The sequence below is a fragment of the Streptomyces sp. NPDC088387 genome, assembly GCF_044753385.1.
Classification (GTDB): domain Bacteria; phylum Actinomycetota; class Actinomycetes; order Streptomycetales; family Streptomycetaceae; genus Streptomyces.
Map to the genome: position 1 here is coordinate 81,280 of NZ_JBIVNC010000022.1, position 24,806 is coordinate 106,085.

25 protein-coding genes, 1 tRNA gene and 5 pseudogenes are annotated in these 24,806 nt (G+C 68.7%); 10 read left to right on the top strand and 21 right to left on the bottom strand.

Translation table 11 applies throughout. The annotated features are described in order from the left end of the window. Nucleotides 1–169 precede the first annotated feature (169 nt). Nucleotides 170–805: pseudogene (locus ACIQAC_RS38105) on the bottom strand (TetR/AcrR family transcriptional regulator); the annotation flags it as partial. A 338-nt stretch (nucleotides 806–1,143) separates the two neighbouring features. On the opposite strand from ACIQAC_RS38105, the gene ACIQAC_RS38110 reads away from it, so the two are divergent. The 3 genes from ACIQAC_RS38110 (at nucleotide 1,144) to ACIQAC_RS38120 (ending at nucleotide 3,604) form a co-directional block, all read left to right on the top strand. Next, nucleotides 1,144–2,439 (top strand): M6 family metalloprotease domain-containing protein, encoded by a 1,296-nt coding sequence (locus ACIQAC_RS38110; RefSeq protein ID WP_402199793.1) that lies wholly within the window; start codon nucleotides 1,144–1,146, stop codon nucleotides 2,437–2,439. Nucleotides 2,440–2,561: 122 nt separating this feature from the next. Further along, nucleotides 2,562–3,431: an intradiol ring-cleavage dioxygenase gene (locus ACIQAC_RS38115; protein ID WP_402199794.1), complete on the top strand. Its 870-nt coding sequence runs from the start codon at nucleotides 2,562–2,564 to the stop codon at nucleotides 3,429–3,431. Nucleotides 3,432–3,531: 100 nt separating this feature from the next. Next, nucleotides 3,532–3,604, top strand: a tRNA-Arg gene (locus tag ACIQAC_RS38120). A gap of 122 nt (nucleotides 3,605–3,726) precedes the next feature. Here the strand turns inward: ACIQAC_RS38120 and ACIQAC_RS38125 are convergent. The 12 genes and pseudogenes from ACIQAC_RS38125 to ACIQAC_RS38180 all read right to left on the bottom strand — a co-directional run bounded on the left by ACIQAC_RS38125 (nucleotide 3,727) and on the right by ACIQAC_RS38180 (nucleotide 10,638). Continuing rightward, a complete protein-coding gene (locus tag ACIQAC_RS38125; protein ID WP_402199865.1) occupies nucleotides 3,727–4,035 on the bottom strand; it encodes a tyrosine-type recombinase/integrase in 309 nt (102 codons plus the stop codon). Between the two features lie 476 nt (nucleotides 4,036–4,511). After that, nucleotides 4,512–4,643: pseudogene (locus ACIQAC_RS38130) on the bottom strand (site-specific integrase); the annotation flags it as partial. Next, nucleotides 4,616–4,828: a hypothetical protein gene (locus tag ACIQAC_RS38135; protein WP_402199797.1), complete on the bottom strand. Its 213-nt coding sequence runs from the start codon at nucleotides 4,826–4,828 to the stop codon at nucleotides 4,616–4,618. The pseudogene ACIQAC_RS38130 and the gene ACIQAC_RS38135, both read right to left, overlap by 28 nt. Next, on the bottom strand, nucleotides 4,828–5,040 hold the full coding sequence (locus ACIQAC_RS38140; protein WP_402199799.1) for an excisionase family DNA-binding protein: 213 nt from the start codon (nucleotides 5,038–5,040) through the stop codon (nucleotides 4,828–4,830). The genes ACIQAC_RS38135 and ACIQAC_RS38140 overlap by 1 nt, the downstream gene beginning before the upstream one ends. Beyond that, complete coding sequence (locus tag ACIQAC_RS38145) at nucleotides 5,033–6,343, bottom strand: replication initiator (protein ID WP_402199802.1); 1,311 nt, start codon at nucleotides 6,341–6,343, stop codon at nucleotides 5,033–5,035. Before ACIQAC_RS38145 ends, ACIQAC_RS38140 begins: the two co-directional genes overlap by 8 nt. Before the next feature lie 177 nt (nucleotides 6,344–6,520). Beyond that, nucleotides 6,521–6,766 carry a SpdD protein gene (locus tag ACIQAC_RS38150; RefSeq protein WP_402199805.1) on the bottom strand — a complete coding sequence of 82 codons (246 nt, stop codon included), beginning with the start codon at nucleotides 6,764–6,766 and terminating at the stop codon, nucleotides 6,521–6,523. Nucleotides 6,767–6,790: 24 nt separating this feature from the next. Further along, nucleotides 6,791–6,994 carry a hypothetical protein gene (locus ACIQAC_RS38155; protein WP_402199807.1) on the bottom strand — a complete coding sequence of 68 codons (204 nt, stop codon included), beginning with the start codon at nucleotides 6,992–6,994 and terminating at the stop codon, nucleotides 6,791–6,793. Nucleotides 6,995–7,009: 15 nt separating this feature from the next. Further along, a complete protein-coding gene (locus tag ACIQAC_RS38160; protein WP_143638785.1) occupies nucleotides 7,010–7,201 on the bottom strand; it encodes a mobile element transfer protein in 192 nt (63 codons plus the stop codon). Between the two features lie 31 nt (nucleotides 7,202–7,232). Beyond that, complete coding sequence (locus ACIQAC_RS38165; protein ID WP_402199810.1) at nucleotides 7,233–7,859, bottom strand: DUF2637 domain-containing protein; 627 nt, start codon at nucleotides 7,857–7,859, stop codon at nucleotides 7,233–7,235. A 94-nt stretch (nucleotides 7,860–7,953) separates the two neighbouring features. Beyond that, nucleotides 7,954–9,341: pseudogene (locus tag ACIQAC_RS38170) on the bottom strand (FtsK/SpoIIIE domain-containing protein). After that, a pseudogene (locus ACIQAC_RS38175) lies at nucleotides 9,341–9,696 on the bottom strand (hypothetical protein). The pseudogenes ACIQAC_RS38170 and ACIQAC_RS38175 overlap by 1 nt, the downstream one beginning before the upstream one ends. Before the next feature lie 156 nt (nucleotides 9,697–9,852). After that, on the bottom strand, nucleotides 9,853–10,638 hold the full coding sequence (locus tag ACIQAC_RS38180; protein ID WP_402199813.1) for a GntR family transcriptional regulator: 786 nt from the start codon (nucleotides 10,636–10,638) through the stop codon (nucleotides 9,853–9,855). A gap of 105 nt (nucleotides 10,639–10,743) precedes the next feature. On the opposite strand from ACIQAC_RS38180, the gene ACIQAC_RS38185 reads away from it, so the two are divergent. The 5 genes and pseudogenes from ACIQAC_RS38185 (at nucleotide 10,744) to ACIQAC_RS38205 (ending at nucleotide 15,985) form a co-directional block, all read left to right on the top strand. Continuing rightward, the gene (locus ACIQAC_RS38185) at nucleotides 10,744–11,151 is read left to right on the top strand and encodes an NUDIX hydrolase (RefSeq protein WP_275317496.1); all 408 of its coding nucleotides are present in this window, start codon (nucleotides 10,744–10,746) and stop codon (nucleotides 11,149–11,151) included. Nucleotides 11,152–11,197: 46 nt separating this feature from the next. Then, a pseudogene (locus ACIQAC_RS38190) lies at nucleotides 11,198–11,598 on the top strand (ATP-binding protein). Further along, nucleotides 11,577–12,455, top strand: a complete 879-nt coding sequence (locus ACIQAC_RS38195) for a hypothetical protein (RefSeq protein ID WP_402199815.1) — start codon at nucleotides 11,577–11,579, stop codon at nucleotides 12,453–12,455. Before ACIQAC_RS38190 ends, ACIQAC_RS38195 begins: the two are co-directional and overlap by 22 nt. 44 nt (nucleotides 12,456–12,499) lie before the next feature. Further along, the gene (locus ACIQAC_RS38200; RefSeq protein ID WP_402199816.1) at nucleotides 12,500–14,290 is read left to right on the top strand and encodes a hypothetical protein; all 1,791 of its coding nucleotides are present in this window, start codon (nucleotides 12,500–12,502) and stop codon (nucleotides 14,288–14,290) included. Nucleotides 14,291–15,418: 1,128 nt separating this feature from the next. After that, nucleotides 15,419–15,985 (top strand): Uma2 family endonuclease, encoded by a 567-nt coding sequence (locus ACIQAC_RS38205; RefSeq protein WP_402199818.1) that lies wholly within the window; start codon nucleotides 15,419–15,421, stop codon nucleotides 15,983–15,985. Nucleotides 15,986–16,129: 144 nt separating this feature from the next. Here ACIQAC_RS38205 and ACIQAC_RS38210 read toward each other — a convergent pair whose 3' ends face one another. From ACIQAC_RS38210 to ACIQAC_RS38220, 3 genes are read right to left on the bottom strand one after another with little or no spacing between them, the layout of a single operon-like run. Further along, nucleotides 16,130–16,765 carry a response regulator gene (locus ACIQAC_RS38210; protein WP_402199867.1) on the bottom strand — a complete coding sequence of 212 codons (636 nt, stop codon included), beginning with the start codon at nucleotides 16,763–16,765 and terminating at the stop codon, nucleotides 16,130–16,132. Nucleotides 16,766–16,815: 50 nt separating this feature from the next. Next, nucleotides 16,816–18,009, bottom strand: coding sequence for a sensor histidine kinase (locus ACIQAC_RS38215; RefSeq protein WP_402199819.1), 1,194 nt, complete (start codon nucleotides 18,007–18,009; stop codon nucleotides 16,816–16,818). A gap of 27 nt (nucleotides 18,010–18,036) precedes the next feature. Further along, nucleotides 18,037–18,825 (bottom strand): hypothetical protein, encoded by a 789-nt coding sequence (locus ACIQAC_RS38220; protein WP_402199822.1) that lies wholly within the window; start codon nucleotides 18,823–18,825, stop codon nucleotides 18,037–18,039. A 243-nt stretch (nucleotides 18,826–19,068) separates the two neighbouring features. Here ACIQAC_RS38220 and ACIQAC_RS38225 point away from each other — a divergent pair, with 243 nt between their 5' ends. After that, nucleotides 19,069–19,938 carry an oxidoreductase gene (locus ACIQAC_RS38225; RefSeq protein WP_402199824.1) on the top strand — a complete coding sequence of 290 codons (870 nt, stop codon included), beginning with the start codon at nucleotides 19,069–19,071 and terminating at the stop codon, nucleotides 19,936–19,938. 121 nt (nucleotides 19,939–20,059) lie between these two features. Next, nucleotides 20,060–20,554, top strand: a complete 495-nt coding sequence (locus ACIQAC_RS38230) for a nitroreductase/quinone reductase family protein (RefSeq protein ID WP_402199826.1) — start codon at nucleotides 20,060–20,062, stop codon at nucleotides 20,552–20,554. 70 nt (nucleotides 20,555–20,624) lie between these two features. Here ACIQAC_RS38230 and ACIQAC_RS38235 read toward each other — a convergent pair whose 3' ends face one another. From ACIQAC_RS38235 to pqqB, 5 genes are all read right to left on the bottom strand, one after another. Then, on the bottom strand, nucleotides 20,625–21,734 hold the full coding sequence (locus ACIQAC_RS38235) for a PQQ-dependent sugar dehydrogenase (RefSeq protein WP_402199827.1): 1,110 nt from the start codon (nucleotides 21,732–21,734) through the stop codon (nucleotides 20,625–20,627). Nucleotides 21,735–21,834: 100 nt separating this feature from the next. Further along, the gene (gene pqqE, locus ACIQAC_RS38240; protein ID WP_402199829.1) at nucleotides 21,835–22,932 is read right to left on the bottom strand and encodes a pyrroloquinoline quinone biosynthesis protein PqqE; all 1,098 of its coding nucleotides are present in this window, start codon (nucleotides 22,930–22,932) and stop codon (nucleotides 21,835–21,837) included. Next, on the bottom strand, nucleotides 22,929–23,192 hold the full coding sequence (pqqD, locus tag ACIQAC_RS38245) for a pyrroloquinoline quinone biosynthesis peptide chaperone PqqD (protein WP_402199831.1): 264 nt from the start codon (nucleotides 23,190–23,192) through the stop codon (nucleotides 22,929–22,931). The genes pqqE and pqqD overlap by 4 nt, the downstream gene beginning before the upstream one ends. After that, complete coding sequence (gene pqqC, locus ACIQAC_RS38250) at nucleotides 23,189–23,917, bottom strand: pyrroloquinoline-quinone synthase PqqC (RefSeq protein WP_402199833.1); 729 nt, start codon at nucleotides 23,915–23,917, stop codon at nucleotides 23,189–23,191. Before pqqC ends, pqqD begins: the two co-directional genes overlap by 4 nt. Next, nucleotides 23,914–24,804 (bottom strand): pyrroloquinoline quinone biosynthesis protein PqqB, encoded by an 891-nt coding sequence (pqqB, locus tag ACIQAC_RS38255; protein ID WP_402199834.1) that lies wholly within the window; start codon nucleotides 24,802–24,804, stop codon nucleotides 23,914–23,916. The genes pqqC and pqqB overlap by 4 nt, the downstream gene beginning before the upstream one ends. Nucleotides 24,805–24,806: the final 2 nt, after the last annotated feature.

Sequence of the window (24,806 nt, forward strand, 5' to 3'; positions counted from 1 at the left end):
AACGGTGACTGCCGGGCGGTCGCTACGCGCCGGGCCTCCGGTGGCTGGTGTGGTGACTGTGGCCGGCGGCCGAACTCATCGCCGGGTCGGGACTCGTCGCCGAGTCGGGACTCATGACCGGCTCGGGACTCATGACCGGGTCGGGACTCATGACCGGGTCATGGCCGGCGCGCAGATCCTCCATGGTGACGGCGGCTCCCTGGAGGGCGGAGCGGGCCGGGGCCCGCATGCCGTCCAGGAACACCTGAAGATGACGGTGGACGAACCGGTCGACGTACAGGCACGCCGTGCCGGCCGGGGGCCTGCTGAGCTGGGCCACGGCGACCATCAGGTCTCCGACGCCCACGTCCTGACGCAGCTGTCCGGCAGCCTTGGCGCGGTCCATGACCTCGCCGACCAGCTGCTCGAACCCCCTTCGCGCCGCCTCCAGATCCGGATGGTTCTGGTCGAAGGTGGTGGAGACCATCGGGCACAGCGCGCTGATCCGCTCGTCGGCGGCCGCGTGTGCGATGAGCTCCAGCGCCTTGAAGGCGTCGCCGGTCTCCGTCAGCGCGAGCTCGGCTGCCCGCGCCGTACGGTCCAGCACCGAGCAGACGACCTCGCGGACCAGTGAGTCGCGGTCCGGGAAGTTCCGGTACACCGTGGCGTTGCCGACGCCGGCGCGGCGGGCGATCTCGTCGAGCGGCACGTCCGGCCCGAACTCGACGAACATCTCCCGGGCGGCGGTGACGATCCGCTCCCGGTTGCGCAGGGCGTCGGCACGGGGCCGGGGTGCCTTGCGTCGCACGGGCGTTGCGGTCTCCACGGTGTCCTCCTTCGCGTTTCCCTCTTTGCGTTTCCTTGACGAAACGGGGAGTGGTTCCCCGGATCGTCGTACGACTGATTAAACGGGGAGGGCGTCCCCAGTTATTTCCCGACCTCCGAAAGAGTTCTTGTGACGTGGGTCACAAGCCGTGGGGCCCGGCTACTGGCGGGAAACCCACGATCGGTCTCCTCCAGCGCGCGCCCGCGCCCACCTCGACCCAGGGTGATCGAAAGGGTGCAGCCGGTCTCCGGCTGCCGGGAGCGCGGCGGCCGGAGAAGCGGTGGCTGCCGGGAGCGTGCAGCCGGAACACGGGGGCTGCCTGGAGCGAAAGGCCCTGCATGCAGCCGCAGCCGCAGCCGTCCCGCCGGCGGATACGCCCGCGTCGGGTGGCCGCCCTGGTCTCCGTGACCGCCCTGACCTTCGCGGTGAGCACCGCGGCCGGCACCGGCCGGCACACCGTCTCCTCCTCCGCCGCCGGAGCGGGCCCCGTCGCCCTGTCCCGCTCCTCGGCGCTCGGCCCGTGCATGATCAGCGGCGGCTCGGACGTCCAGATGTCCGAGGGCGTCCCCACACCGGCCGGCTACTCCCGCTCCACCGGCACCGTCCGCGCCCTGAACGTGATGGTCGACTTCGCCGACGCGCCCGGTCAGGGCAACGCGCTCGACCGCTACCGCGAGTTCTTCCCGCAGACCCAGGAATGGTTCCGCACCAGTTCCTACGGTCGTCTGGACTACCGTTCCGAGACCCCGCTCCCGCGCTGGCTGCGGATGCCGAAGACCTTCGAGGCGTACGGCATAGAGCGCGGCGCCCCCTTCGACCCCGGCTACCGCCGGCTGGTCCAGGACCTGGTGGGGGTGGCCGACCCCAAGGTCGACTTCAGCGAGTACGACCTGCTGAACGTGCTGATCACGCCGAACGCCGGCCCTTCGGCGCTGGACACCGTGCTGTCGGTGACGTTCGCCGGGAACCCGGACGCCCCGACGGCCGACGGCGTCCCCGTCTCCAACGCGTCCTTCGTCTACTCCCGCCAGGACGACGGCTCCGGCTCCTACGACAAGACCGGCTACCGCGTACTGCCGCACGAGAACGGCCATGTCTTCGGCCTGCCCGACCTCTACACCCAGGAGGGCGGGGGCGCGGTCGGCCACTGGGACATCATGAGCGAGGACTGGGGCTCCAACAACGACCTGCTCGGGTGGCACAAGTGGAAGCTGGGCTGGCTCGACGCGAAGCAGGTCACGTGTGTGAGCCGGCCCGGCACGACCGAGCACACCCTCACCCCGCTGGCCCGCGCGGGCGGCGCCAAACTGGTCGTCGTCCCGCTGGACCGCCGTACCGGTTACGCCGTCGAGCTGCGCACCCGCGCCGGCAACGACGAGGCGGTGTGCCGGGCCGGCGTCCTCATCTACCGCGTCGACGCGGACGTGGACACCGGCCAGGGCCCGGTCCGGGTCTACGACTCCCGCCGGGACAGCGGCGGTTGCACCCGCGCCCCCAACGTCCACGCGGAACTCTCCGACGCCCCCTTCACCCCGGGCGAGACCTTCAGGGACCCGAAGAACGGCGTCCGTATCACGGTGGCTTCGGCGGATCTGGACGGGCGGTACGTGGTGCGGGTGAGCCGCACGGACTGACGTAGGACCCGTATGTGGGGCAGGGGAGAAGGGGAGGGAGCGACTACCCCAAGATGCAGACCTTCCGGCACCGGCGCCGGATTCCCCGTGATCGCGCGGCCACGGCTCCTAGCCTGCGGGACATGGCAGATCACAAACCCCCCATGAGCCGCCGCCGGATACTCGTCGCGGGCGGCGCGGGCGTGACGGCGATCGGACTGAGCGGCGCGTACGTGGCCTCGGCCGAGCCGGGCGCCGAACCGACGCCCCCCACTTCCTCCTCCCCCTCCCCCTCCCCCTCCCCGGACGCCCTCGCCCTGACGAAGGAGACGACGGAGGGCCCGTACTACCTCGACTACGACAAGCACCGCGTCGACATCACCGAGGGCAGGCGCGGCACACCCCTGGAACTGCGCATCCAGGTCGTGAACGCCGAGGACGGGAAGCCGGTCCCGGACGCGTCGGTCGACATCTGGCAGTGCGACGCGCTCGGCATCTACTCCGGGTACGAGGAGACCTCGGAGGCGATGAACGAGGGGGAGATCGAGTTCGAGGGCCCGATCCCGAAGCTGCCGCCGGACAGCAGGACCACGTATCTGCGCGGCTTCCAGATGACCGACCGCGACGGCGGGGTCCGCTTCCGCACCGTCGTCCCCGGCTGGTACACCGGCCGGGCCGTGCACATCCACACCAAGGTGCACACCCGGGGCGTCTTCCTGGACCAGGCGTACGCCGAGGGCCAGACCGTCCACACCGGCCAGGTCTTCTTCCCCGAGGAACTGATCCGGGCCGTCGCCCAGGTCCGCCCGTACACCGGGAACGACCTCCCGCGCACCACCAACGACGCCGACGGCTTCTTCACCGGCGGCACCGCGGCCGACGGCATGCTCACGGTCGAGTGGGACCGCCGCAACGCGGCGAAGACGGTCCGCGCGTCGATCAGGATGGCCGTGGACCTGGAGGCGGTGAACCCGGGCCGCCCGGGGAACGCGCCACCGCCGCCGCGCACCTGACCCCCGGCGTCGTCGCACCACGGCGACCCATGCCGCCGCGACGCCCAACCGACAACCGCTAGACTGTCGCCGGTGCACCACTCCGGTGGTCACCGTGCGGGCCTTCGTAGCTCAGGGGATAGAGCACCGCTCTCCTAAAGCGGGTGTCGCAGGTTCGAATCCTGCCGGGGGCACAGCAGTAAGGGCCAGCTCAGGAGGGGTTTCCTCCCAAGCTGGCCCTTTGCCGTTTCAGGTGCCGTGCCACTACGTCCGTTTGGAGTCCTCTTCCGAGGCTCCCGTCACCCCTCCCCCGTCCTTACGGATCATGGCGCCCAGTCGATCGGCGATGGCTCTGTCCCGGTCGCTGGTCATGTGCTGATAGAGCAGCGCGGCGCGCGAGCTGCTGTGGCCCATGCGCGTCATCAGTTCCCGCGTGCTGGCCCCGGCCGTGGAGGCCAGCGTGTTTGCCCGTGTGCCGTAGGTCGTGAAAGTGCAGCTCGGCCGAGACACCCGCCGCCTTCTTGGCCTTGACCCAGTCGTCCCGGAAGTTGCTCCGGCGGAGCTGCCCACCCTGAAGGCCGACGAACAGGTGACCGTCCTGCCCCGCGGCGGCGTAGCGCTCCACGTGCCGCCGGATCTCATCCAGCAGCTCGGCGGGGAACGAGACCGTACGGACCCCCGCCGCGGACTTGGGTGCTTTGTCGAAGAGCCGCCCGTTTTGCAGCTCGGCGCACGCCGGACGACGACCACACGGCCGGCCAAGTCGATGTCCTTACGCCGGAGTGCGGCCAGTTCACCGAAGCGGAGAGTCGTGAACGCCGCCAGGAGGACGAGGAGCCGGTAGCGCGGGGCGATGGAGTCGGCCACGCCGAAGACCTCCGCCACGGACAACACGGGCCGCTCCGGCACGTCGTAGCTGTCCGCGCCTTTGATGCGGCACGGGTTGCGTCGGATCATCTCGTCGTCAACGGCCGTGTTCATTAGGGCCCGCAGGAGTTGGTACGCCTTGACGACCGTCGGCTCGCCCACGCCGGCAGCGAGCAGCTTGCCGCGCCAGCTCCGTACCCGGGCGGTCGTGACGTCGGCAATGGAGCCCGCGCCGAAGGTCGGGACGATGTGCAGCCGCATCACCGACTCGTTCCGCTCCCGGGTACGGTCGGCCAGCTTCCGATCCCGCAGCCACGCCGTGGCGTAGTCGGCGAAGTTCACCGCCCGGCATCCGGGTCCGCCCACTGCCCGCGCGTGATGTCCGCCTCGATGTGCGTGAGTGCGACTTGGGCGTCCGTCTTGGTCTCGTACGTCTTCTCAGCCGGGCGGAGAAGGCCCGTCTCCGGGTCTCGGTAGCGGACCTGCCACCGGCCGGACGCGAGCTGTCGGACAGCCCCGAAGCTTCTGCGCTTCCCCTTCTTGTTAGGCATCAGGCAGCCCTCCGCAGCATGCCGCCACGCTGCCGGATCGGCTGCACCCTGTGCGCGTCGATGAAGGCGCTCACCGCGCTCTCGGGGATACGCACGTGGCGGCCGACTTTGACGAACGTGATGCGTCGCTCCGCGATGAGGCGCCGCGGAAAGCGCTCCGTGGTGCCGAGGAGTTCGGCGACCTGCGCCACGGTGAGGTAGCGGTCAGCCACGGGTGGGTTCTCCTTCCGTTCCTGGAGCGGGGGCGAGGGTCTCGGCTAGCCAGGCTTCGGCGTCGGTGAGGCCGGTTCCGGCGTAGACCCAGTGGGCGAGGACGAGGGTCGTGGTCTCGTCGGTCTGGCTCTCGGCGTCTGCCATGGCCGCCATGGCTTGTGCGCGGCGCCATTCGGCGCGGGCGGTGCGGAGTGCGCCGAGGGTGGTGGAGTAGCGGCGGGACTTGGTGGAGAAGTGGCCGCGGAAGCCGAGCATGTGGGCCCAGGCTCGGAGCCGAAGTTCTTCGAGTTCCTTGCGGGCGCCGAGGGTCCAGGCGGTACGCACCAGCCGTCGAGCGTGGTCGCTGATGTCGAGCTGAGCCAGTTCGGCGAGGAACTTCAGCGGGCGGTCGAGAGCTCCCGTGGCGGTCTCGGCGCCCTTGGTGGCGTACTTGGCGATGTACGCGGCGACGGCCCGTTCGGTCAGTTCCTGGCCGCTGTCGAAGTCGGCGCCGCGGATGGTGCGTACGTCGAGCTGACGGCCGAAGGCGAAGACGTGCGTACGACCGTCGACAACCGGACCGTCGACGCGGGCAGCGGTCGCGGCGGCCCGTATGGCATCGGTCAGCAGCTCGGCAGTGGCCCAGGCCGGAGGCGGGGTGTCGCCGCCTCCAGGGCCGTCGATGCGGATGACGGCGTGGAAGTGGACGGCTCCGCGCTTCTTGTACTCGGCGACCTTGGCGAAGGACACCCGCGCGTGCTCGCGGAACTCCCGCTGTGAGAGTCCGGCCCGCTTGGCGACCTCCCGGCGCAGGTAGGTCGAGAAGCGTCGCCACAGCGGACCGGCGTGTGCGTTCCAGAGCACGGCCGCTTCGTAGTCGTAGGTGTCCGGGTCGAGTGGGGTGCCGAGTACGTCGTCGTCCTGGGCGTGGAGGACCCCGCACCGGCAGCGGCGGACCGAACCGGCCGGGCCGGTGGGGCGGTTGTGGACGGGGCCGAAGCCCGGGGCGGTGAAGGTGGCGAAGACGCGGGGGTGCGCGGCGACCTGTTCGGGGACGCCCTTGCCGCCGCGCAGGCCAGAGGTGATCAGGTGGAAGGTGTCGCGTCGGTAGACCTCGGAGCAGGCAGCGCAGCGGGTGGTGCGGCGGTTGTTGCAGCGGACCAGGAGGTGACCGGCCGGGAGGCCGGCGGAGTCGAGGCGGTGGAGGAGGGTGCCTATCTCGCCGGTACGGATGTTCACGTCGTACTCGGCGCGGTGGCCGTCGAGGCGGATCGGCTGGGTGCAGCCGCCGAGACCGGAGAGCTGACGCAGGAGGCCGGGCATGGTGCCGAGTGCGGCCAGCTCGCCGAGTGCGGCCAGCGGGGGCGGGGTGGCGCGGGTGATGATGGCTTTCTCCTTCTGGCTTCGGTCAGGAGGGACAGGGCCCCGGGGCGGCGGATGCTTGGCGGTGTCGGTCCGCCCCGGGGGCGTGGTGTCGTTGGCTGGTGTGGTTGGCCGGTGTCAGCGGCGGCGCTGGTCGCGGAGCATCGAGCGCAGGACCACGGCGGCGACGGCCACGGAGATGGCCGTGACGGCGATGGCCGCCAGGAGCGCGGTCAGCACAACTCCGCCGACGAGCACGGCCACGACCGCTCCGGCGCTGACGGATATCTGCGGAGCCGGACGCCGTACGGGAGCCAGATCGGTCGGCGCGTGCGTGTGCGCGGGCGGCGGTGTGGGGCCGTCGGGGTACTTGGGCAGGAACACGGCAAGTTCTCCTTACCTACTCGTCTAGTCATGTGAGCCGTTGATGACGTCCACGCCGGAGCGCGTGCCGGACTCGATGGAGGGGGCCATTAAGGTGTCGGAGAGCCAGAAGCCGAACAGGGCGATCAGGACGATCAGGACGACGATCCACGTACGGACGCCGAGGAACTTGACCGCTCCCCAGGCGAAGAAGCCGAGGACGGCGACGAGCGGCAGGCTGACGGTCACGGGTTCGGGGTCCTTTCAGCGGACGGGGCAGCGGTGGGTGCGGGCGGCCAGCTCGGCGGCGGCGCGGCTGTCGTAGTCGGCGGAGAAGCCGCAGCGCGGGGCGGTGCACGCGGCGGTGTGCTTCTCACGGCCCCGACCGTCGTAGGCGGTGCCGACCTGGACGGGGCCGATGCGGGTGACGGAGCGGAAGCGGCGATTGGCGGTCACACGGATCTCCTTTCAGGGCTGGTCAGACTGCTCAGACCTGGGCGGCGATGGCTTCGGCCATGGGCACGGGGACGCCGAGGCGAGCGCGGAGGGTCGGGGTGTCGATGGCCGTTCCGGTACGGGTGTGGTGCTCGGCGGCGACCTTGCGTGCGTGCTCGACTAGAGCGGCCGGGACGGACGCGGCTGGCGGAACGGGTGCCGGATCTACGGCCGGTAGTGCGGGCGGTTCAGGAGCGGGTTCGTCGTCCACCTGGTCTGTGTCCTCGGTGGCGCTGCCCACGTTCTCGGCCGCTTTCGGCGCGGAGTGCGCGAGGAGCGTTCCGCCGAGGAAGGCGACCGCGGGCCAGCCCGCGACGAGGATGCGCAGCCAGGCCGGCACGTCGTCGAGGTCGAGCAGTCCGGCGGTGGCGATGTTCGCCCCGAGGGACGCGGTCAGGGCGATGACGAACCAGCACCATCCGGACGCCTTTGCCTCGCCGGTCCGCAGTCGGCGCCAGGCGGCGACGAGCAGCAGGTCGACCGAGACGGGATACGCCCACGCCTTCCACCCGTCCTTACCGGCCGCAAGGGCGATGTCGTGCAGGTGGGCGAAGGACAGCGCGGCGGCGATGACCGCTTGGACGAGCACCGCGTCGACACGGGCCAACAGGGCGCGCATGCTGAGGCTCCTTCCTGTTCGAGGCATGGCAGGGGTAGGGACATGGCGCGAGACGGTCACACCGACCGGGGCGGAGCGAGGAACGGCTAGCGGCTCAGTCGGTCACGGGCCGCGGCTGCACGACCGAGGCCGGGGCCGAATCCGGGGACTTGACCGGCCGTACGGGCACGGCGGGCCGGAGGGCTTGAGCGCGGGGAGGTCGGGGACCAGATCAGCCGACTCGTTGCAGATGTCGGCGGCATCGCCGAGGGAGAGATACGGCGTGCGGATGCGGGACCAGCCGCCGAAGGTGTCACCGGCGACGGCGAGGCCGGGCCGTTCGGGACCGATGGCGCAGGCGGCGGAGACCGCTTCGGGGGCGATGTCGCCGAGCGCCATTTTGGCGGAGGCCTCGTCGTTGACGCGGTGGCAGACGCGGCCGGTGAGCTGGGCCCGCAGTATCGTCGCGCCCTTGCCGAGTTCGGCGCCGAAGCGTTGCCCGCAGACCTCCAGGTAGATCCCGGCGGCACGGCCGAGCTGGGCGAGGCGGATGAGCTGGGTGACCATCTCGTCCCGCCGTTCCTCGTCCTTGCGTGTGGCAACAAGGAAGAGTTCGGCCACCTCGTCGACGAATAGCACGACGGGCACGGGTCGTTCGTCCTCGGGCAGGCCCCAGATGTCGGAGGTAATCTCCTCGTCCGGCGTGCCCGACGCGATGCCCTGCCGGGCCTTGATCAGGTCGTAACGGTCCTCCATTTCCCTGATGAGTACGGGCAGCAGTTCGGCGGCCTGTTCGGGGTCGGTGGCCAGTGCCGAGAGCCGGGCGGCGAAGGGTGCCAGCTCCACACCACGCTTGCAGTCGATTCCGACCAGGGCGACGGGCTGCCGGGCGAGTCCGGCGACGAGGTGGCGCAGGTACATGGACTTGCCCGACAGCGTGGCGCCGAGGGTGAGTTGGTGGGGAACGGTCCGGTAGTCGCGTACGAAGGGCGTGGCGTCCTCCCGCATCGCGACCGGTATTTTCAGTAACCCGGCCGGGGACTTACGAGGCATACGGACCTTGCGCAGCACGTCGAAGCCGACGAGCCGAAGTTCGACGACACCGGGCTTGACCGTGGTCACATACACGGCGTGGACGCCCCAGGCGTGCCGGAGCCGTTCGGCCGAGGCGGCGACGTCAGCGGGTTCCTGCCCAGGCGCCAGCCGCAGACGAATCCTCAGCCCCGTCGACGTAGGCCGAATGATCCCGCGACGCGGCGGAGCGGGCCGGACCTCCCGCCGACTCGTGGCCTTGACCGCGAGGACCCGCAGCCGGGACGGAGCGACGGTCAGGCCGCAAGCTTCAATGACCGAGCTGTACGAGCTGAGCAGCCGGGCCGTGGAGAGCGGCAGTCCGACAGTGGACCAGTAGATGCCGGGGTGCTGGGCCCGGGCGTAGGCGGCCCCACCGCCGAGTGCGGCGACGGGACCACCCGCCTCCAGGAGCGTTGTCAAGTCGGTCATCAGGCCGTGGCTCCCATGGCGGCCGGGAAAGGGCCGGAGTGACGGCGGCGGCGCGGTAGGCGATGCCGTGACGCTGCTGTCCGTTGAATACGCTCTCCCACGGCCGCGCCACCAGGCCGGGCAGCGAGATCGGAGCACCGAGCGCCAGCCCCTCGGAAACGCCGCTCTCCGGAATGGTGACCTTGATTAGGGACGACTCCCCTTCCTCGATGTAGACGACGCCGATCGTCATCAGTGCCTCGCCGCTGTTGACGTCCTTGGCGATCTCGCCGGTCTGGCGGTCGCGGACCTTGGGCTCGGGCGCCTCGGTCAGCAGGATCGTCGCGGCCGAGGTCTCCACACGGATGGCGCGCAAGGTTTCTTCATATCTACTCGTCTAGATGAGTAACACTCTGCGAACCCGTCGACTCCGGGAACGCGAACCACTCTGACACGCAACTTGCCCACTCGTCTATACGAGTATGCCTGTTGGTGTGTACGAGTCCGGGGAAGCGGCCTCGCGCACCGCCGCTTACGTCGCCGGAAGCTGGTACGACAGCACGTAGGCGTCCGCTGCCATGACGGTGTCGCAGACCTCCACGGACCGCTTCTCGGTGTCGTATGCGGTACGGATCAAGTGGATCACCGGCACACCGGACGCGAGGTGCAGCGTCTTGACCTCGGACGGCGAGGGCATCCTGGCCCGGATCTCCTCTTCGAAGTGGTCGAGGTGGTGCCCCAGCTCCTCAAGGCGGGCGTAGATGCCGCCGGGGCCGGGGTTCGGCTCAGCAATCTGCGTACCGCGGGCAATGTCGAGGGGAAGGTAGGAGGTGGCGAACTCGACAGGACGGCCGTCGAGCAGATATCGGCGCCGTCGAGCAAGCACGCGCCGCACCGACCCGAGGCGGGCGGAGATGTCTTGCGTGGCCTTCTCTTCCTTGACCTCCAGACTGTCCACTTTCGGGTGACTGCCGGCGGCATCCGCTTCCACGGTGAACGCGGACTTCCCCTGCTCGCGGTGGCGCCGGGCGAACCGGTCGGAGGCCAGGCGCCGCACGGGCGGCCGGGGCCGGACGAACACGCCCTTCCCGTGCTCGGCGTGCACCAGGCCCTCGCCCTGAAGGACGGAGAAGGAGTTGCGGACGGTCATGCGGGATACGCCGTAGTGCTCCACCAGCTCCGCTTCCGAAGGCAGCTTCTCTCCTTCCTTGAATCGCCCACGGTCGATGGCCTCGCGCAGCTGATCGGCGATCTGCCGGAACACCGCACGATCGCTCGTGGGATCCAGGCCACCGAGCAGGGACGGGAGAGAGGTCACGAGTACTCCTTTAGGTATCTAGACGAGTGGGCGAGTGTTGTTGCTACGGTTAAGCCTAGCCATCCGAGAGGGCCGAAGAACGTGACCGCTGACCGTCCGCACTCCGTGAGCGTTGCCGGAGTCATCGTCGACGACCAGGGCCGCGCCCTTTTGATCCAGCGGCGCGACAACGGCCAGTGGGAGCCCCCGGGCGGCATCGTCGAGCGGGAGGAAACCCTCCCCGAGGCGCTTCAGCGCGAAGTCCTCGAAGAGACCGGCATCAAGATCGCGCTTCCGGCGACCCTCACCGGCGTCTACAAGAACATGACGGGCCTGATCGTCTCCCTGGTCTTCCGCTGCCAGGCCGCCGACGGCACCCCCAGCACCGGGGACGAGACCCGCGCACTGCGATGGGCCACCCGTGAAGAAGTCACCACCCTTGCCGACGAGGCATACGCGATTCGCGTCCTGGACGCGCTCGACGCGATGTCCCCGCCGGCCGTCCGCGCACACGACGGCGTCAAACTCGTCTAGCCCGAACCCGCTGCACATGGCGGCCTACCAGCACGAAGGAACTTGTATGCACGAGTATACGAGCACCGCCCGGGTCTGGGGACTCACTTGCCCAGGTTTCCGGAAGAGGTCAGCAGGGCCCGCCGCTGGACGAGAGACATCGTGCGCGGCTCACCCCTGGCCGACGACGCCGAACTGATCGTGAGCGAACTGAGCGCGAACGCGATCCTGCACACCGCCAGCGGCACAGATGACGGGGGCACCGGCCGGGCCCCGAAGGTCGAGCACCAGGACCAGGACGCCGAACACGGCCGAGGACTGGGCATGGTCAACGCACTAGCCCACCGGGTTGTGGTCCACAACAGCGACGGAATCCCCTCCTGCAAGAACGACTCTTCGGTAGGCTCACCGCTAGGGCTTGATAACTACTGCTACCAGGAGCTTGCATGGCCTTCAGCGCCTCAGTGAGACGCCTACTTATCTCCTCTCCCGGTGACGTACCGCGCACGGACCTGCTGGTCATCCAGCAGTCAATCAACCGGTGGAATGGCGTTTATGGCGAGCAGTTCGGGTCAATCGTCATGCCAATCTCCTGGGGAACTCATGCTGCAGCAGAGTTTGGTCAGCCACCTCAGAAAATCTTGAACCGGCAACTCGTCGACAAGTGCGACGCATGTATTGCGATCTTCGCCAATCGATTGGGAACTCCGACGGACCTCCACGAGTCGGGAACTGCAGAAGAGATCTCCCGGCTCAGCGAGAGCGGAAAACACGTGGGTATCCTCAGATGTCGCCGTCCCGTAGATGCCAGCACAATTGATTTTGCTCAAGCGACACGACTGAACGAATACATTGCAGGAATCGAATCATCAGCTCTGATTCTTGACTATGCGAATGACGCCGACTTAGCTCGCCATGTAGAAACGATTCTGGTGGCGACTGTCTCGCGAGAAGAAGCCAGGAACGACTTCCAATTGCAGTACGACCAAAGAGAAGAAGAACCGATTGCAGAGGTATGGCCGCGCGTCGACTCTGCCGATCGCGCGGGGCGACGGAATTGGTATCTCGTCCTGCATAACACGGGACATGGGCCAGCCCGAGATGTGCGTGTCGAGATTGAAGCGGATTCTCCAAGTGGCTATCCATGGGAGATCGCCACTGAAAGAGAAGGTGACGGTCCAGATCTTGCGGTTCTCGCGCCACGTAGTGAAGTTCGCTTTCAAATTTCCGCTAGTCTCGCAAGCGCCACGCAAGTTAAATGTACGGTTTCATGGGCCGATTTCCGGGGAGATCAGAAGAACGTAGCCAGCCTTCGGCTGGCCTAACGGTATCGATACAATCCTTAGGCGAATAATTCAACCTTGAGGTGATGTCAGTGCTAGAACAAGACTGGCTCCGCGTAGATGTCGATTTCCTAGAGCGAGCCTCTTCCAATTATTCCGAACAGGAAATTCTGACATACTTCGATGGACGTCCCCCCACATGGGGTGACATCGTCAGTGGAGGTCTTCCACAGCGTGGTGTGTCCAAAGCTCTGGCGACGGAACTTATGGATTACTCGCCAGGATCACCCGTGGGGCGGCTGCGGCTCATTCATGGGGCAAGCGGCGAGGGAAAGACAACAGTTGCCATGCAATGTGCAGCTGATATTGCCCGATCTTCACCCGATTCCTTGGTGCTGTGGAGATCTCCAGGCGCAGGCCTCGATGTGCGACTTGTGCAATCACTACCTGCTGGTAGGCATTACATCCTCTTTAGTGACGATGCAGAAGAAATCGTCAGCGATCTATTCCAAGTCATCAGCAAAGTCAAACGCCCTGACATTTCCTACGTCGCAGTTGCTCGAACGATCGATTGGGCCAATAACCAAGGTGATGCATATCCGTGGATGATAAATGTCGGTTACAGAAAAACCTATCTAAGAGGGTTGGATGAAGCTGACGCCGAGCTAGTAGTTGCCGCTTGGGGCCAACATGGCGAAAAGGGGCTTGGCCGCCTTGCCGATTGGGAAAATGGTGACGCGCGGGTGGCGGAACTCATCAGGGCCACTCGCGAAGAGGCAACCGTAGAGGACGGCGCCCTCCTTGGTGGAATGATTCGTGTGCGCTATGGGGATTACTTCACGGATCGAGTGAGACATTTGATGAGATCTCTCGCCGCTCAGAGAACCACTTCAGGTCCTACCTTGTCTAGCGCCTTCCTTTATATCGCGGCTGCACATTTGGCGCGTCTTCAACTCACGCCAAGTATTCTCGCAGAGACACTTAGCGTGCCGACTTCCCGCATCATGAGTGAAATCGTAATTCCTCTCCGCGATGAGGCTGCAGTTACGATGGGGGGAGGCGGTGTACTAACCCGCCATAGGCTGATTGCTGAAGCTTGTCTTACTGTCGTGGAACAGCTTGACGTAAATCTTGCAGAAACATACAGCAGGTTGGTACAATCCGCCATGCGCGTCGGGCGACATCACTTTATTCGGGACTACGAAAAATATCCTAACCTATGTCGCTTCTTTGAGAAATCTCGGCCGGATGTCGCTGTTGCAGTGGCTAGGACGGCCGTAACCGAGGAGCAGAATTCTCTGGGCTACATCCACAATCTGGCGCATATTCTTCGCGAGACAGATCAGGCCGATGAAGCGGCTTTCATTTCAGAGAACGCTTCCAAGAGGCTCCCTTCGATGCGAGATCGGAACCTTTCAAATAAGGAAAGAGTATTCTATAGAGAATGGTCAACCGCGGAGGGCACACTAGGAAATTCGGCAATTTCCATCTGGCTCTCGTCGATTTCACTAGCGGATTTGCAGGGAAATAAATCTCCCGGATCTCGCCACATTGAAATCGCGCTTGCAGCCGTAGGCGGAACCATGGCATCAATGAATCAGAGAGAATCGACGGAAGAGTTCGCTACGGGCGTCCGAGCTGCGGAGACGTTGGGTCATCTTCTTGACCTCAGCGAAACTGCAAAATCATACTTCTTGCGCCAGCGGCGACTGGCAGACGCTTGGGGAATTTCTAAAATGAGCCTCGACGACTGCAAAAATGCGCTTGAGAAGGGGATGGCAAAGGCGTGGGCTATTCGAGAGCGAAATTTGCCACATCTGACTGCGGCACCCAAGCTGCGGTTTACGGGCATGTATAACGATCTAGGTATTGCATGATTTCTGCATCCTGTGCAGGATCACGCCCTGTCTACTGTTGCCGGATACTGTTTCGTGTGCCACTTCGATGCATGACCCGCCAGACGACCATGAAATCCGTGTGCGCTGCTCCATCCCCGACCGAGCGCCGACACCGGGAACCACGACGAAAGCACTCCAAGCCTGAGAGGCCGCAGCCGAGCCGTTTGCCAGGTTGTTAGGGCCCCACCCTTGTCACGTCCGCCCGTCGCGAAGTGTTCTGGTCGACGACACGCCAGTAGCGTGGTTAGGGCAGGTGGGGGTGCAGCGAGGCATACGCGTGCGTGGACGGTCGGCGCGCCCACCGTTGTGGCTGACTGTCATCGGCTGAGGCTCGTGCCACTGCCGTGCCAGATGCAGGGGTCAGCCGCGGTCAATGAGGGTGTCGTGGAAGCCAGTTGCGGGGTGCTACACCAGGTATCGAAGCCCCAGGTCAGCGCCCCCACTCCCCGCCTCTCTCCTAAAGCGGGTGTCGCAGGTTCGAATCCTGCCGGGGGCACAACGCATTACGCCGCTGACCTGGGGTTTCTCCTTCAGGGAGGCGTCCTATTCGGCCCCGGACTCCTCGTCCGGGGCCGTTTGCGTGAGCGGACGGGGAGTTGATCTCCCGAGCGTCTCCCAACGGATCAACACCGTTCGGCACGGATTCCGTGTCGGGCTCCTCCGCGTCGGCGGGCTCGAGTTCCGCTTCAAAAGCGGTGTTCTGGGAGGTGGCATGGCTTCGCGGTACGAGCCGGGCCGCGGTCTCGTTGATCGCCAGGTCCGCCGCTTCAGGGAGCGGGCACTGCGGAGCGAAGTTTGCGACGACTGTCCGGACCTGGCCCGGCCAGGTCTCCCGGGTGCGTCCGCGGCCCAGGGTTTCCGCGACGGTTCACGTCGCCGGGTGGTGCGGCGCTCACCGGTGTGGCCACCAGGTCAGTGGCGCCGCTGGTCTGCTCCGATCTCCTGATGAGAAGTCCACCGCGCCGGTTCCTGACTGTCGAGGGCTCGCTGGTCGGATGGCGGCCGACGGGGAAGGGCGTGAGCGAGATCAGCATGCCGACGGACGGCGGACAGTACGCTGAATCCAGCGGGATCGGGCCCGCAGCAACAGTGTCCGGGAGGTGCTTCATGACGGCCGAGATGGTGGCCCCGGCGTGGATGCATGAGCAGATCACGGCGGAGGAGTACGAGTCCTGGTCCGAGGAGCAGTGCGCCGGGATCGAGATCGTGGACGGGATGGTCGTCGTGAGTCCGAGTGCGTCCAAGCGGCACAACCGGCTCGCCCGGATTCTGGCGAACGCCCTGGATGCCGCCGCGGGCCCGGAGTGGAACGCCGACACGGACTTCGACGTCCGGCTTCAGGACGTTCCGCTCACCAATCGCCGCCCTGACGTCGTTGTGTACCGCGCAGACACGATCGACATCACCCCCACCCGCCCTGAGCACGTGCTGCTGGTCGCGGAGGTGGTGTCGCCAGGTTCGGAGACCACCGACCGGATCGTGAAGGTCGACCAGTACGCCAAGGCGGGCATCGCCTTCTACTGGCGGACCGAGCAGGCCGCGACAGGCGTTCCTCTCGTCTACACCTACGTGCTCGACCCCGCGACGAAGACCTACCGGGACGGAGACGTGTTCACCGGCGTCATCAAGGTAGCGGCCCCATTCCCGGTGGAGATCGACCTCGGACAGATCTGACCACTCGCTGCTCGGCAGCGCCAGGCCCCCCGGCAAGAATTCGATCTCACTCCTCAAGCGGGTGTCGCAGGTTCGAATCCTGCCGGGGGCACAGAGAAATACCGGGTGGTGGTCCCTGTCGTTCTTGTGGGCGGCAGGGGCCGCTCACGTTGTGCGGTGGGTGCCCACCAAGCCCGTTTCGTAGGCGACTATCACCAGCTGGGCCCGGTCGCGGGCGGTCAGTTTGGTGAGTAGGCGGCCTATGTGGGTTTTCACCGTGGCCTGGCTCAGGTGGAGATGTGTTGCGATCTCCGTGTTGGACAGTCCCCGGGCGATCAGGCCGAGTACCTCCAACTCGCGGTCGGTGACGCCGTCCAGGGAGCGGCTGGGTGGGCGCGCGGGCTCCGGGCGGCGGGCGAACTCGGCGATCAGACGGCGGGTCACCGAGGGGGCGAGGAGTGCGTCGCCCGCGGCGACGACGCCGACGGCCGTGAGGACCTCGGTCGGCGGGGTGTCCTTGAGCAGGAAGCCCGCGGCGCCGGCGCGCAGGGCGGCGTAGACGTACTCGTCCAGGTCGAACGTGGTGAGGATGAGGACACGGACGCCGGACAGTGCCGGGTCCGCGCAGATCCGGCGGGTCGCCTCGATGCCGTCGAGGTCCGGCATACGGATGTCCATCAGTACGACGTCCGGCTTCTCGCGGCGGGCGAGTTCGACGGCCTCGGTTCCGTTCGCGGCCTCGCCCACGGCTGTCATGCCGGGTGTGTGGTCGACGAGGACCCGGAAGCTGCCGCGCACCATCGCCTGGTCGTCGGCGATCAGTACCCGGACCGGGGGGACGTCGGTCGTGTTCACTGGTTCCCTTCGGCGGGCAGACGGACGGACACGGCGAAGCCGCCCTCCCTCCGGGGGCCCGCCTCGAAGCTGCCGCCGTACATCATCACCCGTTCGCGCATGCCCAGGAGGCCGTGTCCGCCCGGTAGTTCGCGGACGGGATGTGTACGTGCGGACCGTGGGCCCTCGTCCACGACCTCGATGCGGATCTCCTGATCGTCCGCCTCTACCGTGACCCGGCAGTTCGTCGGGGCCGCGTGCCGGACCGCGTTGGTGAGGGACTCCTGGACGATGCGGTAGACGGTCAGCTGGGTTCCCTCCGCCAGGGCATCCACGGCGCGCACCCTCAGGTCGACGTCCACTCCCGCCCGTGTCGCCTCCTCCGCGAGCGCGTCGAGGCGGTCCAGGCCCGGCGCGGGCCCCAGGGGCGCGCCCTCCATACTCAGCACGCCCTCCGTACGCAGCGCGCCCTCCGTACGCAGCACGCCCAGCGTGCGCCGCATGTCGGCGAGCGCGGACCGGCTCGTCTCCTCGATGACCTTGAGCGCGGCCCGCGCCTCCCCCGGATCGGCCTCCGCCACATGCCCGGCGACGCCCGCCTTGACGGCGATCAGGCTGAGGTTGTGCGAGACGATGTCGTGCAACTCCCGGGCGATCCGCAGGCGTTCCTCGGTCAGCGCCTGCTCCGACCGGCGCCGCTGTTCGCGGGCCACGCCGGCCCGGCGGCGGCGCACGGTGAATCCGGCGCCCCAGGCCCCGCCGATCACCAGGAGCACAAGAGCGGCCACTCCGACGGCACCCCGCCCGTCGTCGGCGGGAGTGACCACCGCCTCGCCGAGATACACGGCACCGCCCGCCCCCGCCAGCGTCACCGCGAGGGCGGGCACGGACCGGCGGACGGGTTCGGCCAGTGCGACGAGGTAGGCGGCGAGCCCGGCGGCGGCGTACGGCTCACGTGGGATGTCCAGCAGCGATGCCGTCGCCAGCGCGGCCAGCACGGTCGCCAGGACCGCGAGCGGCCAACGGCGGCGTACGGCGATCGGCAGGCCGACCGCGGCGGCGATCAGACAGCCGAGCCAGAGCGGGCCGGTGTAGACGGGCTGGCCGTCGTCGGCGGCGGTCAGCCGGGCGAAGCCGAGGTACACGGCGGTCAGTGCCAGGGCCACGGCGAGGTCGAGGGCGTGGAGATGGCGCTGCCGCCTGGGCTTCATGGTCCGACCGTACCTGTACGCGTACATTCAACCGGCCTGTCCGAGCAGCACCATCAGCCCCAGCGTCACCAGGGTCAGCGGCACCCAGCGCAGCACCGCCGCCCGGCCGGGACGGGGTCCTTCGCGCAGCAGCGCCAGGCCCAGGGGGACCAGGGCCGCGCAGAGCCCCGCCAGGGCCACCAGCGACAGGGGCGTGGTCCCCTTGAGCACGCCGAGGGGCAGCGCCGCCATGAGGCCGAGGGCGGCAGCGCGGACCGGGCCGAGCACCCGGGTGCGCCAGGCCCCCAGGGCGAGGACGATCCATCCGGCGAGGATGGCGAGGTTCAGCGTGGCGAAGACATGGAAGGCGCCGTAGCCGGCGGTGACCGCGTCGGTGGCGGGCCCGGCCCCCTCGGAACGCACCAGCTGGAAGGCCAGATGGTCCACCCCGGCGTGGAAGGCGCGGGCGAACAGGCCGAAGACGACCAGCACTCCGCCCCACAGTCCCCAGCCGGCGCTGCGCGCACCGATCCGTGCGGCCACCACGGCCACGGCGGGCCAGAGCAGCAGACCACCCGCGGCGAAGAGGCCGTACGCGGTGGACATCAGGACGGGATGCCGTTCGTACGCGGCGAGTTGGTCGGGGTAGAAGAAGGGGAAGCGGGCCCGCAGCAACGCGCCGGCCAGCATCAGGAGCGGGCCGAGCACCATGGCGGTGCCGCCCACCCAGCGTCCGGGAAAGCCGGTGTTCTCCCACCGTTCCACGGGCAGCGCGCCACGCAGCCGGGCGCCGATCGTCGCGGCCGGGACGGCCGTGGAGGTCACTGTGTTCGTCATGCCGACGACAATGCCGTCGCCGCCTCCGCGGCACGTCGGACCAGGAGTTGAACCGCGAGGTCAGACCTGGGTATGACCTCGCGGTGTGGAGAATCGGGGCCCATAAGACGCCCTCGATGGAGGTTCGGCCCGTCTGTCGCCGCCCTGACTGTTGCCCTCGTGATCGTGGACGCACTGTTGGACACATGGGGTGGGCGTCCGGGTGGCGTCCTCTCCGGCCGTGTTCTCAGTGAGGAGGTCGCCATGGGCGACGTACTACCAGGTGGCAGTCTGCGGTTGTCCGAGAGCCTGAGTGTGACCCGGGTCGGTTACGGGGCGCTTCAGCTGGCCGGGCCCATGGCCTACGGGCCGCCGCGCGACCGGGACGAGGCGCTGGCCGTGCTGCGGGCCGTGGCGGAGGCGGGGATCACGCATCTCGACACCAGTGACTACTACGGGCCGTACGTCGTGAACGAGCTGGTCCGCGAGGCGCTGCACCCGTATCCCGACGGTCTGCGCATCGCGACCAAGGTCGGGGCCCGGCGGACGGCGGAGCGTGGGTGGCCCGCCGCGGTGTCGCGGCCGGAGCTGGTGCAGGCGGTCCACGACAACCTCGACCATCTGGGGCTGGACGTACTGGATCTGGTGAACCTGCGGATGACCGACACCCTGGAGGCGGCCGACATCGTCGAGCCGTTCACGGTGCTGGCCGAGCTGCGCGAGCAGGGGCTGATCCGCAACCTCGGTGTCAGCAACGTCAGCGCGGAGCAGGTCGAGGCCGCGCGGCGGATCGCGCCGGTGGTCGCCGTGCAGAACCACTACAACGTCGCCTTCCGCCAGGACGACGCCCTGGTGGACCGGTGCGCCGAGCAGGGCATCGCGTTTGTGCCGTTCTGGCCGCTGGGCGGGTTCCGGCCGCTCCAGGCCGCGGAGCTGGAGAAGGTGGCGGCCGGACTCGACGCCACTCCGCGCCAGATCGCCCTGGCGTGGCTGCTGCACCGCTCCCCCACGATGCTGCTGATCCCCGGCACCTCCACCCGCGCCCACCTCGCGGAGAACATCGCCGCCGCCTCGATCGGCCTGTCCGCGGAGACGCTGCACACCCTGGACGCCATCGCGGGGCACGACCGCTGAAGTACGGGCCCGTTCTCCTCCCGGCCTCTTTCCGGCACCGACCGCTGCCGCTAGGGTCCGCCGGACAGGGCCCGGCGTCGGGCGCGTGACCGGTGCCGGTCAGGAATGTGGGGGGTTCACCATGTCCGCCGAGCAACGGGCCGGATCGCCGCGTCTGCCGCCCCGCTGGTTCATCCGTCTCGCCTGGGTGACGCACCGGAGCATCTACCGGGTGTTCCGGGGCCGGGTCGGGCTGTGGCGGCCGCGGCCCGGCAAATGGGGCACGCTGCGACTGACGACCATCGGGCGCCGTACCGGACAGCAGCGTATGAGCATCGTCGGGTACTTCGAGGACGGGCCGAATCTGGTCACGCTCGCCATGAACGGGTGGGGGGCCGCGGAGCCCGCATGGTGGCTGAACCTCCAGGCCCACCCCGAGGTGACCGTCCAACTCGTCGACGGGCCACGGCAGGTGTACGGCCGTGCCGCCACCGGCGAGGAACGCGAGCGGCTCTGGGCCCGCTGGCGCGAGATCGACAACAACTTCGACGCCCTGGCGGCTCGGCGGCCGTCCGAGACGGCGGTGGTGGTGCTGGAGCCCCGGGCCGGCACGCCCAGTCCCTCGCGGGACAACTGATCGGACCCCGGTCACCCCGGCACAACGGCGCGCCGATCCTCCCGGGTCGGCGCGCCGCTTCGTATCCCCGTCAGCCCAGGGTCACCCGCAGGACGCGGTCCGCCCCGTCCGGCTGGCCCCCGTTCGCGTCCGCGTTCGTGGTCGTGAGCCAGAGCTGTTCCTGGCCAGGGGTCTTCGTCAGCGTGCGGAGCCTGCCGTACGTGCCGACGTAGTACGGGGTGGCCGTGCCCACGTTCTCCGTGTCGCCGGTGATCGGGATGTGCCAGAGGCGCTGGCCGCGCAGGGCGGCCATGTAGACGACGTTGTCGGCGATGGCGATCCCGCTCGGGGAGGCCTCGCCGGTCGTCCAGGTCTTCTTCGGGTTGGTCATGCCGGCGACGGAGCAGGTGCCCTCGCAGGTGGGCCAGCCGTAGTTGGCGCCGGACTTGATGAGGTTCAGCTCGTCGAAGCGGGTGTCGCCGAACTCCGCCTCCCACAGCCGGCCGTTGCGGTCCCACGCGATGCCCTGCGGGTTGCGGTGGCCGAGGCTGTAGACGAGGTTGCCGAACGGGTTGCCGGGGGCCGGCTGGCCCGCCTTGGTCATCCGCAGGATCTTGCCGTTGAGGGAGTTGCGGTTCTGCGCGTTCGCGGTGTTCTGGGCGTCGCCGGTGGTGGCGTAGAGGTAGCCGTCGGGGCCGAAGGCGAGCCTGCCGCCGTTGTGGTAGCGGGCCTTGGCGATGCCCTGGAGGATCACCGTGTAGTTGGTGAGTGTGGTGCCGTTGTACGTCATCCGCGCGATCCGGTTGCCCTCGGCGGCGGTGTGCATGAAGTACACGTGCCGGGTCGTGGCCCAGTCGGGGTCGACGGCGACGCCCATCAGGCCGCCCTCACCGCCGGTGGTCACGGTGTTGGGCACGGTGCCGACCTGTGTCTTCTGGCCGGTCGGGGTGACCTTCCAGACGCGGAAGTCGTCCCGCTCGGTCACCAGGGCGTGCGAGTTGTCCGGCACCCAGGCGACGCCCCAGGGGACGGTCAGCCCGGTGGTGAGGTTGCTGACGCCCGTCGGCACGCCCGCCGGGGCGGCCTCACGCGCCTCGGCCGTACCCAGTCCGGTGAGCCCGGCCAGCAGTACGGCCGCCGTCAGCGCCGCCGGTGTCCTGACCGCCCTGCGGGCACGGGGTCGCTCGTGAGTCGTTCGCATCGGTCCTCCAGGTGGGGGGTGGGGAATGCTGTGGAACGTCATGGGGTGGTACGGGATTTCAGGGAGGTGGTGCGGGATTTCAGGGAGGTGGTCCAGGACTTCAGGGAGGTGGTGCGGGCCGGAAGGAGCGAGGCGTCGGCCCCGCCGTGACCCCTCGCGGCGCGTCCACCAGGGCCCGTACGACCCCGTGGTCCGGGGCCAGCGAGCACACCGGGTCCGTACGGGCCGCGTCGCCCGTGAGGGCGTAGGCCTGGCAGCGGCAGCCGCCGAGGTCGGTGTCGCGCAGGTCGCAGGAGCGGCAGGGGTCGGGCATCCAGCCGGTGCCGCGGTAGCGGTTGAACGCGGGTGAGTGGTACCAGGCCCACTCCAGGGAACGGTCCTTGACGTTCGGGGGGTCCAGGGCGGGCAGGACCGCCGCGGCCGGGCACGGCAGGACCGTGCCGTCGGGGGCCACGGTGAGGGAGACCGCGCCCCAACCGCCCATACAGGGCTTGGCCGTTCCGTCGACGTAGTCCGGGACCACCCACACCACGTCCAGGTCCGCGGTCGCCGAGCGGCGCGCCTCGACCACCGCCCGCGCCGCCTCCAGCTGCTCCCGCTCCGGCAGCAGCTGGTCCCGGTTCGTCAGCGCCCAGCCGTAGAACTGGGTGTTCGCCAGCTCGATCCGTTCGGCTCCCCAGTCCTGGGCGAGATCGAGCAGCGCGCCGACCGAGTCCAGGTTGTCGCGGTGCAGTACGACGTTCAGGCCCAGCGGCAGCCCCGCCTCGCGGACCAGCGTCGCCGCCCTGCGCTTGGCGGCGAAGGAACGGTGTCCGGCGATCCGGTCGGACGCCTCGGGTTCCGCGTGCTGGACGGACAACTGCACGCTCCGCAGGCCGTGTTCGACCAGTGAGGAGAGGCGTTGCCCGGTCAGGCCCACTCCGCTCGTGACCAGCTGGGTGTGGATGCCGGCGCCGTCCGCCGCCGCGACGATCTGCGGGAGGTCGCGCCGCAGGAGGGGTTCACCGCCCGAGAGATGGGTCTGTACGACGCCCAGGTCCGCGGCCTGCCGCAGCACGTCCGTCCACTCGCCGGTGCTCAACTCGGCGGATCTGCGGACCAGTTCGACGGGGTTGGAGCAGTAGGCGCAGTGCAGCGGGCAGCCGTGGGTGAGTTCCGCGAGGAGCGCCCAGGGCGGGGCGACGGGGGCGGTGGTCATCGGACCCAGCCCTCCTTGCGTACCCGGCCCAGGAATTCCGGGACCTCCGTCCCGACCGGCGCTCCGGGGAACGCCTCGGACAGTTCCGCGACGATCGCCGTGAGGGTGTGTTCGCCGTCGCAGAGCCGTAGGACGGCGGCCGCGCTGCCGTGCAGCACCACCACCCGCTCCGGCATCAGCAGCAGGTCGGTGTCACGGACCCGGTCGTGCCGGAGCATGACGGAACGGCTCAGCTCCGGACGCCAGTCCGCGTCGCTCACGACCGCTCCCCCGCGCCGTCCACCGCGTCCAGCAGCGACCACAGCACGTCACACTTGAACACCAGTGCCGCCACGGCCCGTTCCTGCTGCTCCCGGCTCCGCGCCCAGCGCAGGACCAGCTCCAGCGCCTCCGCGCTGTCCCGGCTGCCCTGTCCCACGCGGGTGCGGAAGTACACCAGCCCCTCCCGCTCGATCCACGGGTAGTGCTGCTCGAAGGCGGCGATACGGGTCCGCATGATGCCGGGCGCCGACAGCTCCGTGAGGGACGCGGCGACGGCCTCCAGCGGGGTGCCGAGGCGGCACAGATTGACGTAGCCGTCGACCGCGAGGCGTACGCCGGGCAGGACCTCGGTGGCCGAGGCGAGCCGGGTCCGGTCGATCCCGGCGGCCTCGCCGAGCCGCAGCCAGCGTTCGATGCCGCCCTCGCCCTCCCGTACGCCGTCGTGGTCGACGATTCTCCGCAGCCACATGCGCCGCAGGGCCGGGTCGTCGAACTTGGCGAGGATCAGGGCGTCCTTGACGGGGATGTGCCGCTGGTAGTGGAACCGGTTGATGATCCAGCGGCGCAGTTCGGCGGGGGTCAGGTCGCCGTGGTGCATACGGACGTTGAAGGGGTGCCGGTCGTGGTAGCGGGTGGTGGCGACGGCGCGCAGCCGTTCCTCGAACTCGGGACCGCTCCAGGGTTCCTGGTCGGTGGGGGTGTCCCGTAAGGGTGTTGTCGTCACAGCTCGATGACCATTCCGTCGGCGGCGACCGCGAGACCCCGGTCGGCCAGCTGTTTGTGCCGGTCGTCGTCCGGGTCGGTCAGGGGGTTGGTGTTGTTGAGATGGGTGTACAGGCAGCGGGCGGCCAGGCCGGTGAGGCGGCGCGCGGTGCCGGTGGGCCCGTTGATCGGGAGATGGCCCATGCCGGTCGCGGTCTTCGCGGAGATACCGGTGCGCACGGGTTCGTCCTCGTCCCAGAAGGTGCCGTCGACGATCACGCAGTCGGCGGCCTCGGCGGCCTCCTGGAGCGCGGGCGGCCAGGCGGCGAGGGCGGGGGCGTAGAGCAGGGATGTGCCGGTGGCCGGTTCGGTGAGGACGAGGGCGACCACCCAGTGCGGGTCGTCGGCGCCGGTGCCGGCCGCGTAGCGGGGGCGTTTGGCGGCGACGGGGACGGCGGTGACCCGGAGTTCCGGGCCGAGGGCGAGGTGGTCCGCGCCCAGTTCCCGCCAGGTCAGGTCGGTGTACGGGCCGAGGACCGCGCCGAGGCGTGGCCCGGCCAGCAGCGCCTCGCGGACCGGCGCGGTGGCGACGAGTTCCACCGCGTCCGCCTCGCGCAGCCGCGCCACGCCGAGGGTGTGGTCGAGTTCGGCGTCGGTGAGGACCACGCCCGCGAGCGGGCTCTGCCGGGCGCCGGGGCCCGGGTGCAGTGCGGGGGTGTCCTCGATCTGGTCGCCGATGTCGGGGGTGGCGTTGACGATGTACCAGCGGCCGGCGTCCACCCTGACGGCGAGGGACGCGTGACGGCGGCGCCGCTCCGGGTGGGCGCGTGCCCCGGCACAGCCGGGACACGCGCAGTTCCACTGGGGCAGTCCGCCGCCCGCCGCGGTGCCGAGCACGCGCAGCAGCACGG

Coding starts and splice junctions, on each gene's coding strand:
- ACIQAC_RS38110 (WP_402199793.1), top strand. CDS start 1,144: ATGCAGCCGCAGCCGCAGCCGTCCCGCCGGCGGATACGCCCGCGTCGG.
- ACIQAC_RS38235 (WP_402199827.1), bottom strand. CDS start 21,734: ATGCGAACGACTCACGAGCGACCCCGTGCCCGCAGGGCGGTCAGGACA.
- ACIQAC_RS38220 (WP_402199822.1), bottom strand. CDS start 18,825: ATGACGAACACAGTGACCTCCACGGCCGTCCCGGCCGCGACGATCGGC.
- ACIQAC_RS38205 (WP_402199818.1), top strand. CDS start 15,419: ATGACGGCCGAGATGGTGGCCCCGGCGTGGATGCATGAGCAGATCACG.
- ACIQAC_RS38215 (WP_402199819.1), bottom strand. CDS start 18,009: ATGAAGCCCAGGCGGCAGCGCCATCTCCACGCCCTCGACCTCGCCGTG.
- ACIQAC_RS38165 (WP_402199810.1), bottom strand. CDS start 7,859: ATGCGCGCCCTGTTGGCCCGTGTCGACGCGGTGCTCGTCCAAGCGGTC.
- ACIQAC_RS38195 (WP_402199815.1), top strand. CDS start 11,577: ATGGCCTTCAGCGCCTCAGTGAGACGCCTACTTATCTCCTCTCCCGGT.
- pqqE (WP_402199829.1), bottom strand. CDS start 22,932: ATGACCACCGCCCCCGTCGCCCCGCCCTGGGCGCTCCTCGCGGAACTC.
- ACIQAC_RS38145 (WP_402199802.1), bottom strand. CDS start 6,343: ATGCCCGGCCTCCTGCGTCAGCTCTCCGGTCTCGGCGGCTGCACCCAG.
- ACIQAC_RS38135 (WP_402199797.1), bottom strand. CDS start 4,828: ATGCCTAACAAGAAGGGGAAGCGCAGAAGCTTCGGGGCTGTCCGACAG.
- ACIQAC_RS38230 (WP_402199826.1), top strand. CDS start 20,060: ATGTCCGCCGAGCAACGGGCCGGATCGCCGCGTCTGCCGCCCCGCTGG.
- ACIQAC_RS38115 (WP_402199794.1), top strand. CDS start 2,562: ATGGCAGATCACAAACCCCCCATGAGCCGCCGCCGGATACTCGTCGCG.
- ACIQAC_RS38210 (WP_402199867.1), bottom strand. CDS start 16,765: ATGGTGCGCGGCAGCTTCCGGGTCCTCGTCGACCACACACCCGGCATG.
- ACIQAC_RS38225 (WP_402199824.1), top strand. CDS start 19,069: ATGGGCGACGTACTACCAGGTGGCAGTCTGCGGTTGTCCGAGAGCCTG.
- ACIQAC_RS38200 (WP_402199816.1), top strand. CDS start 12,500: ATGTCAGTGCTAGAACAAGACTGGCTCCGCGTAGATGTCGATTTCCTA.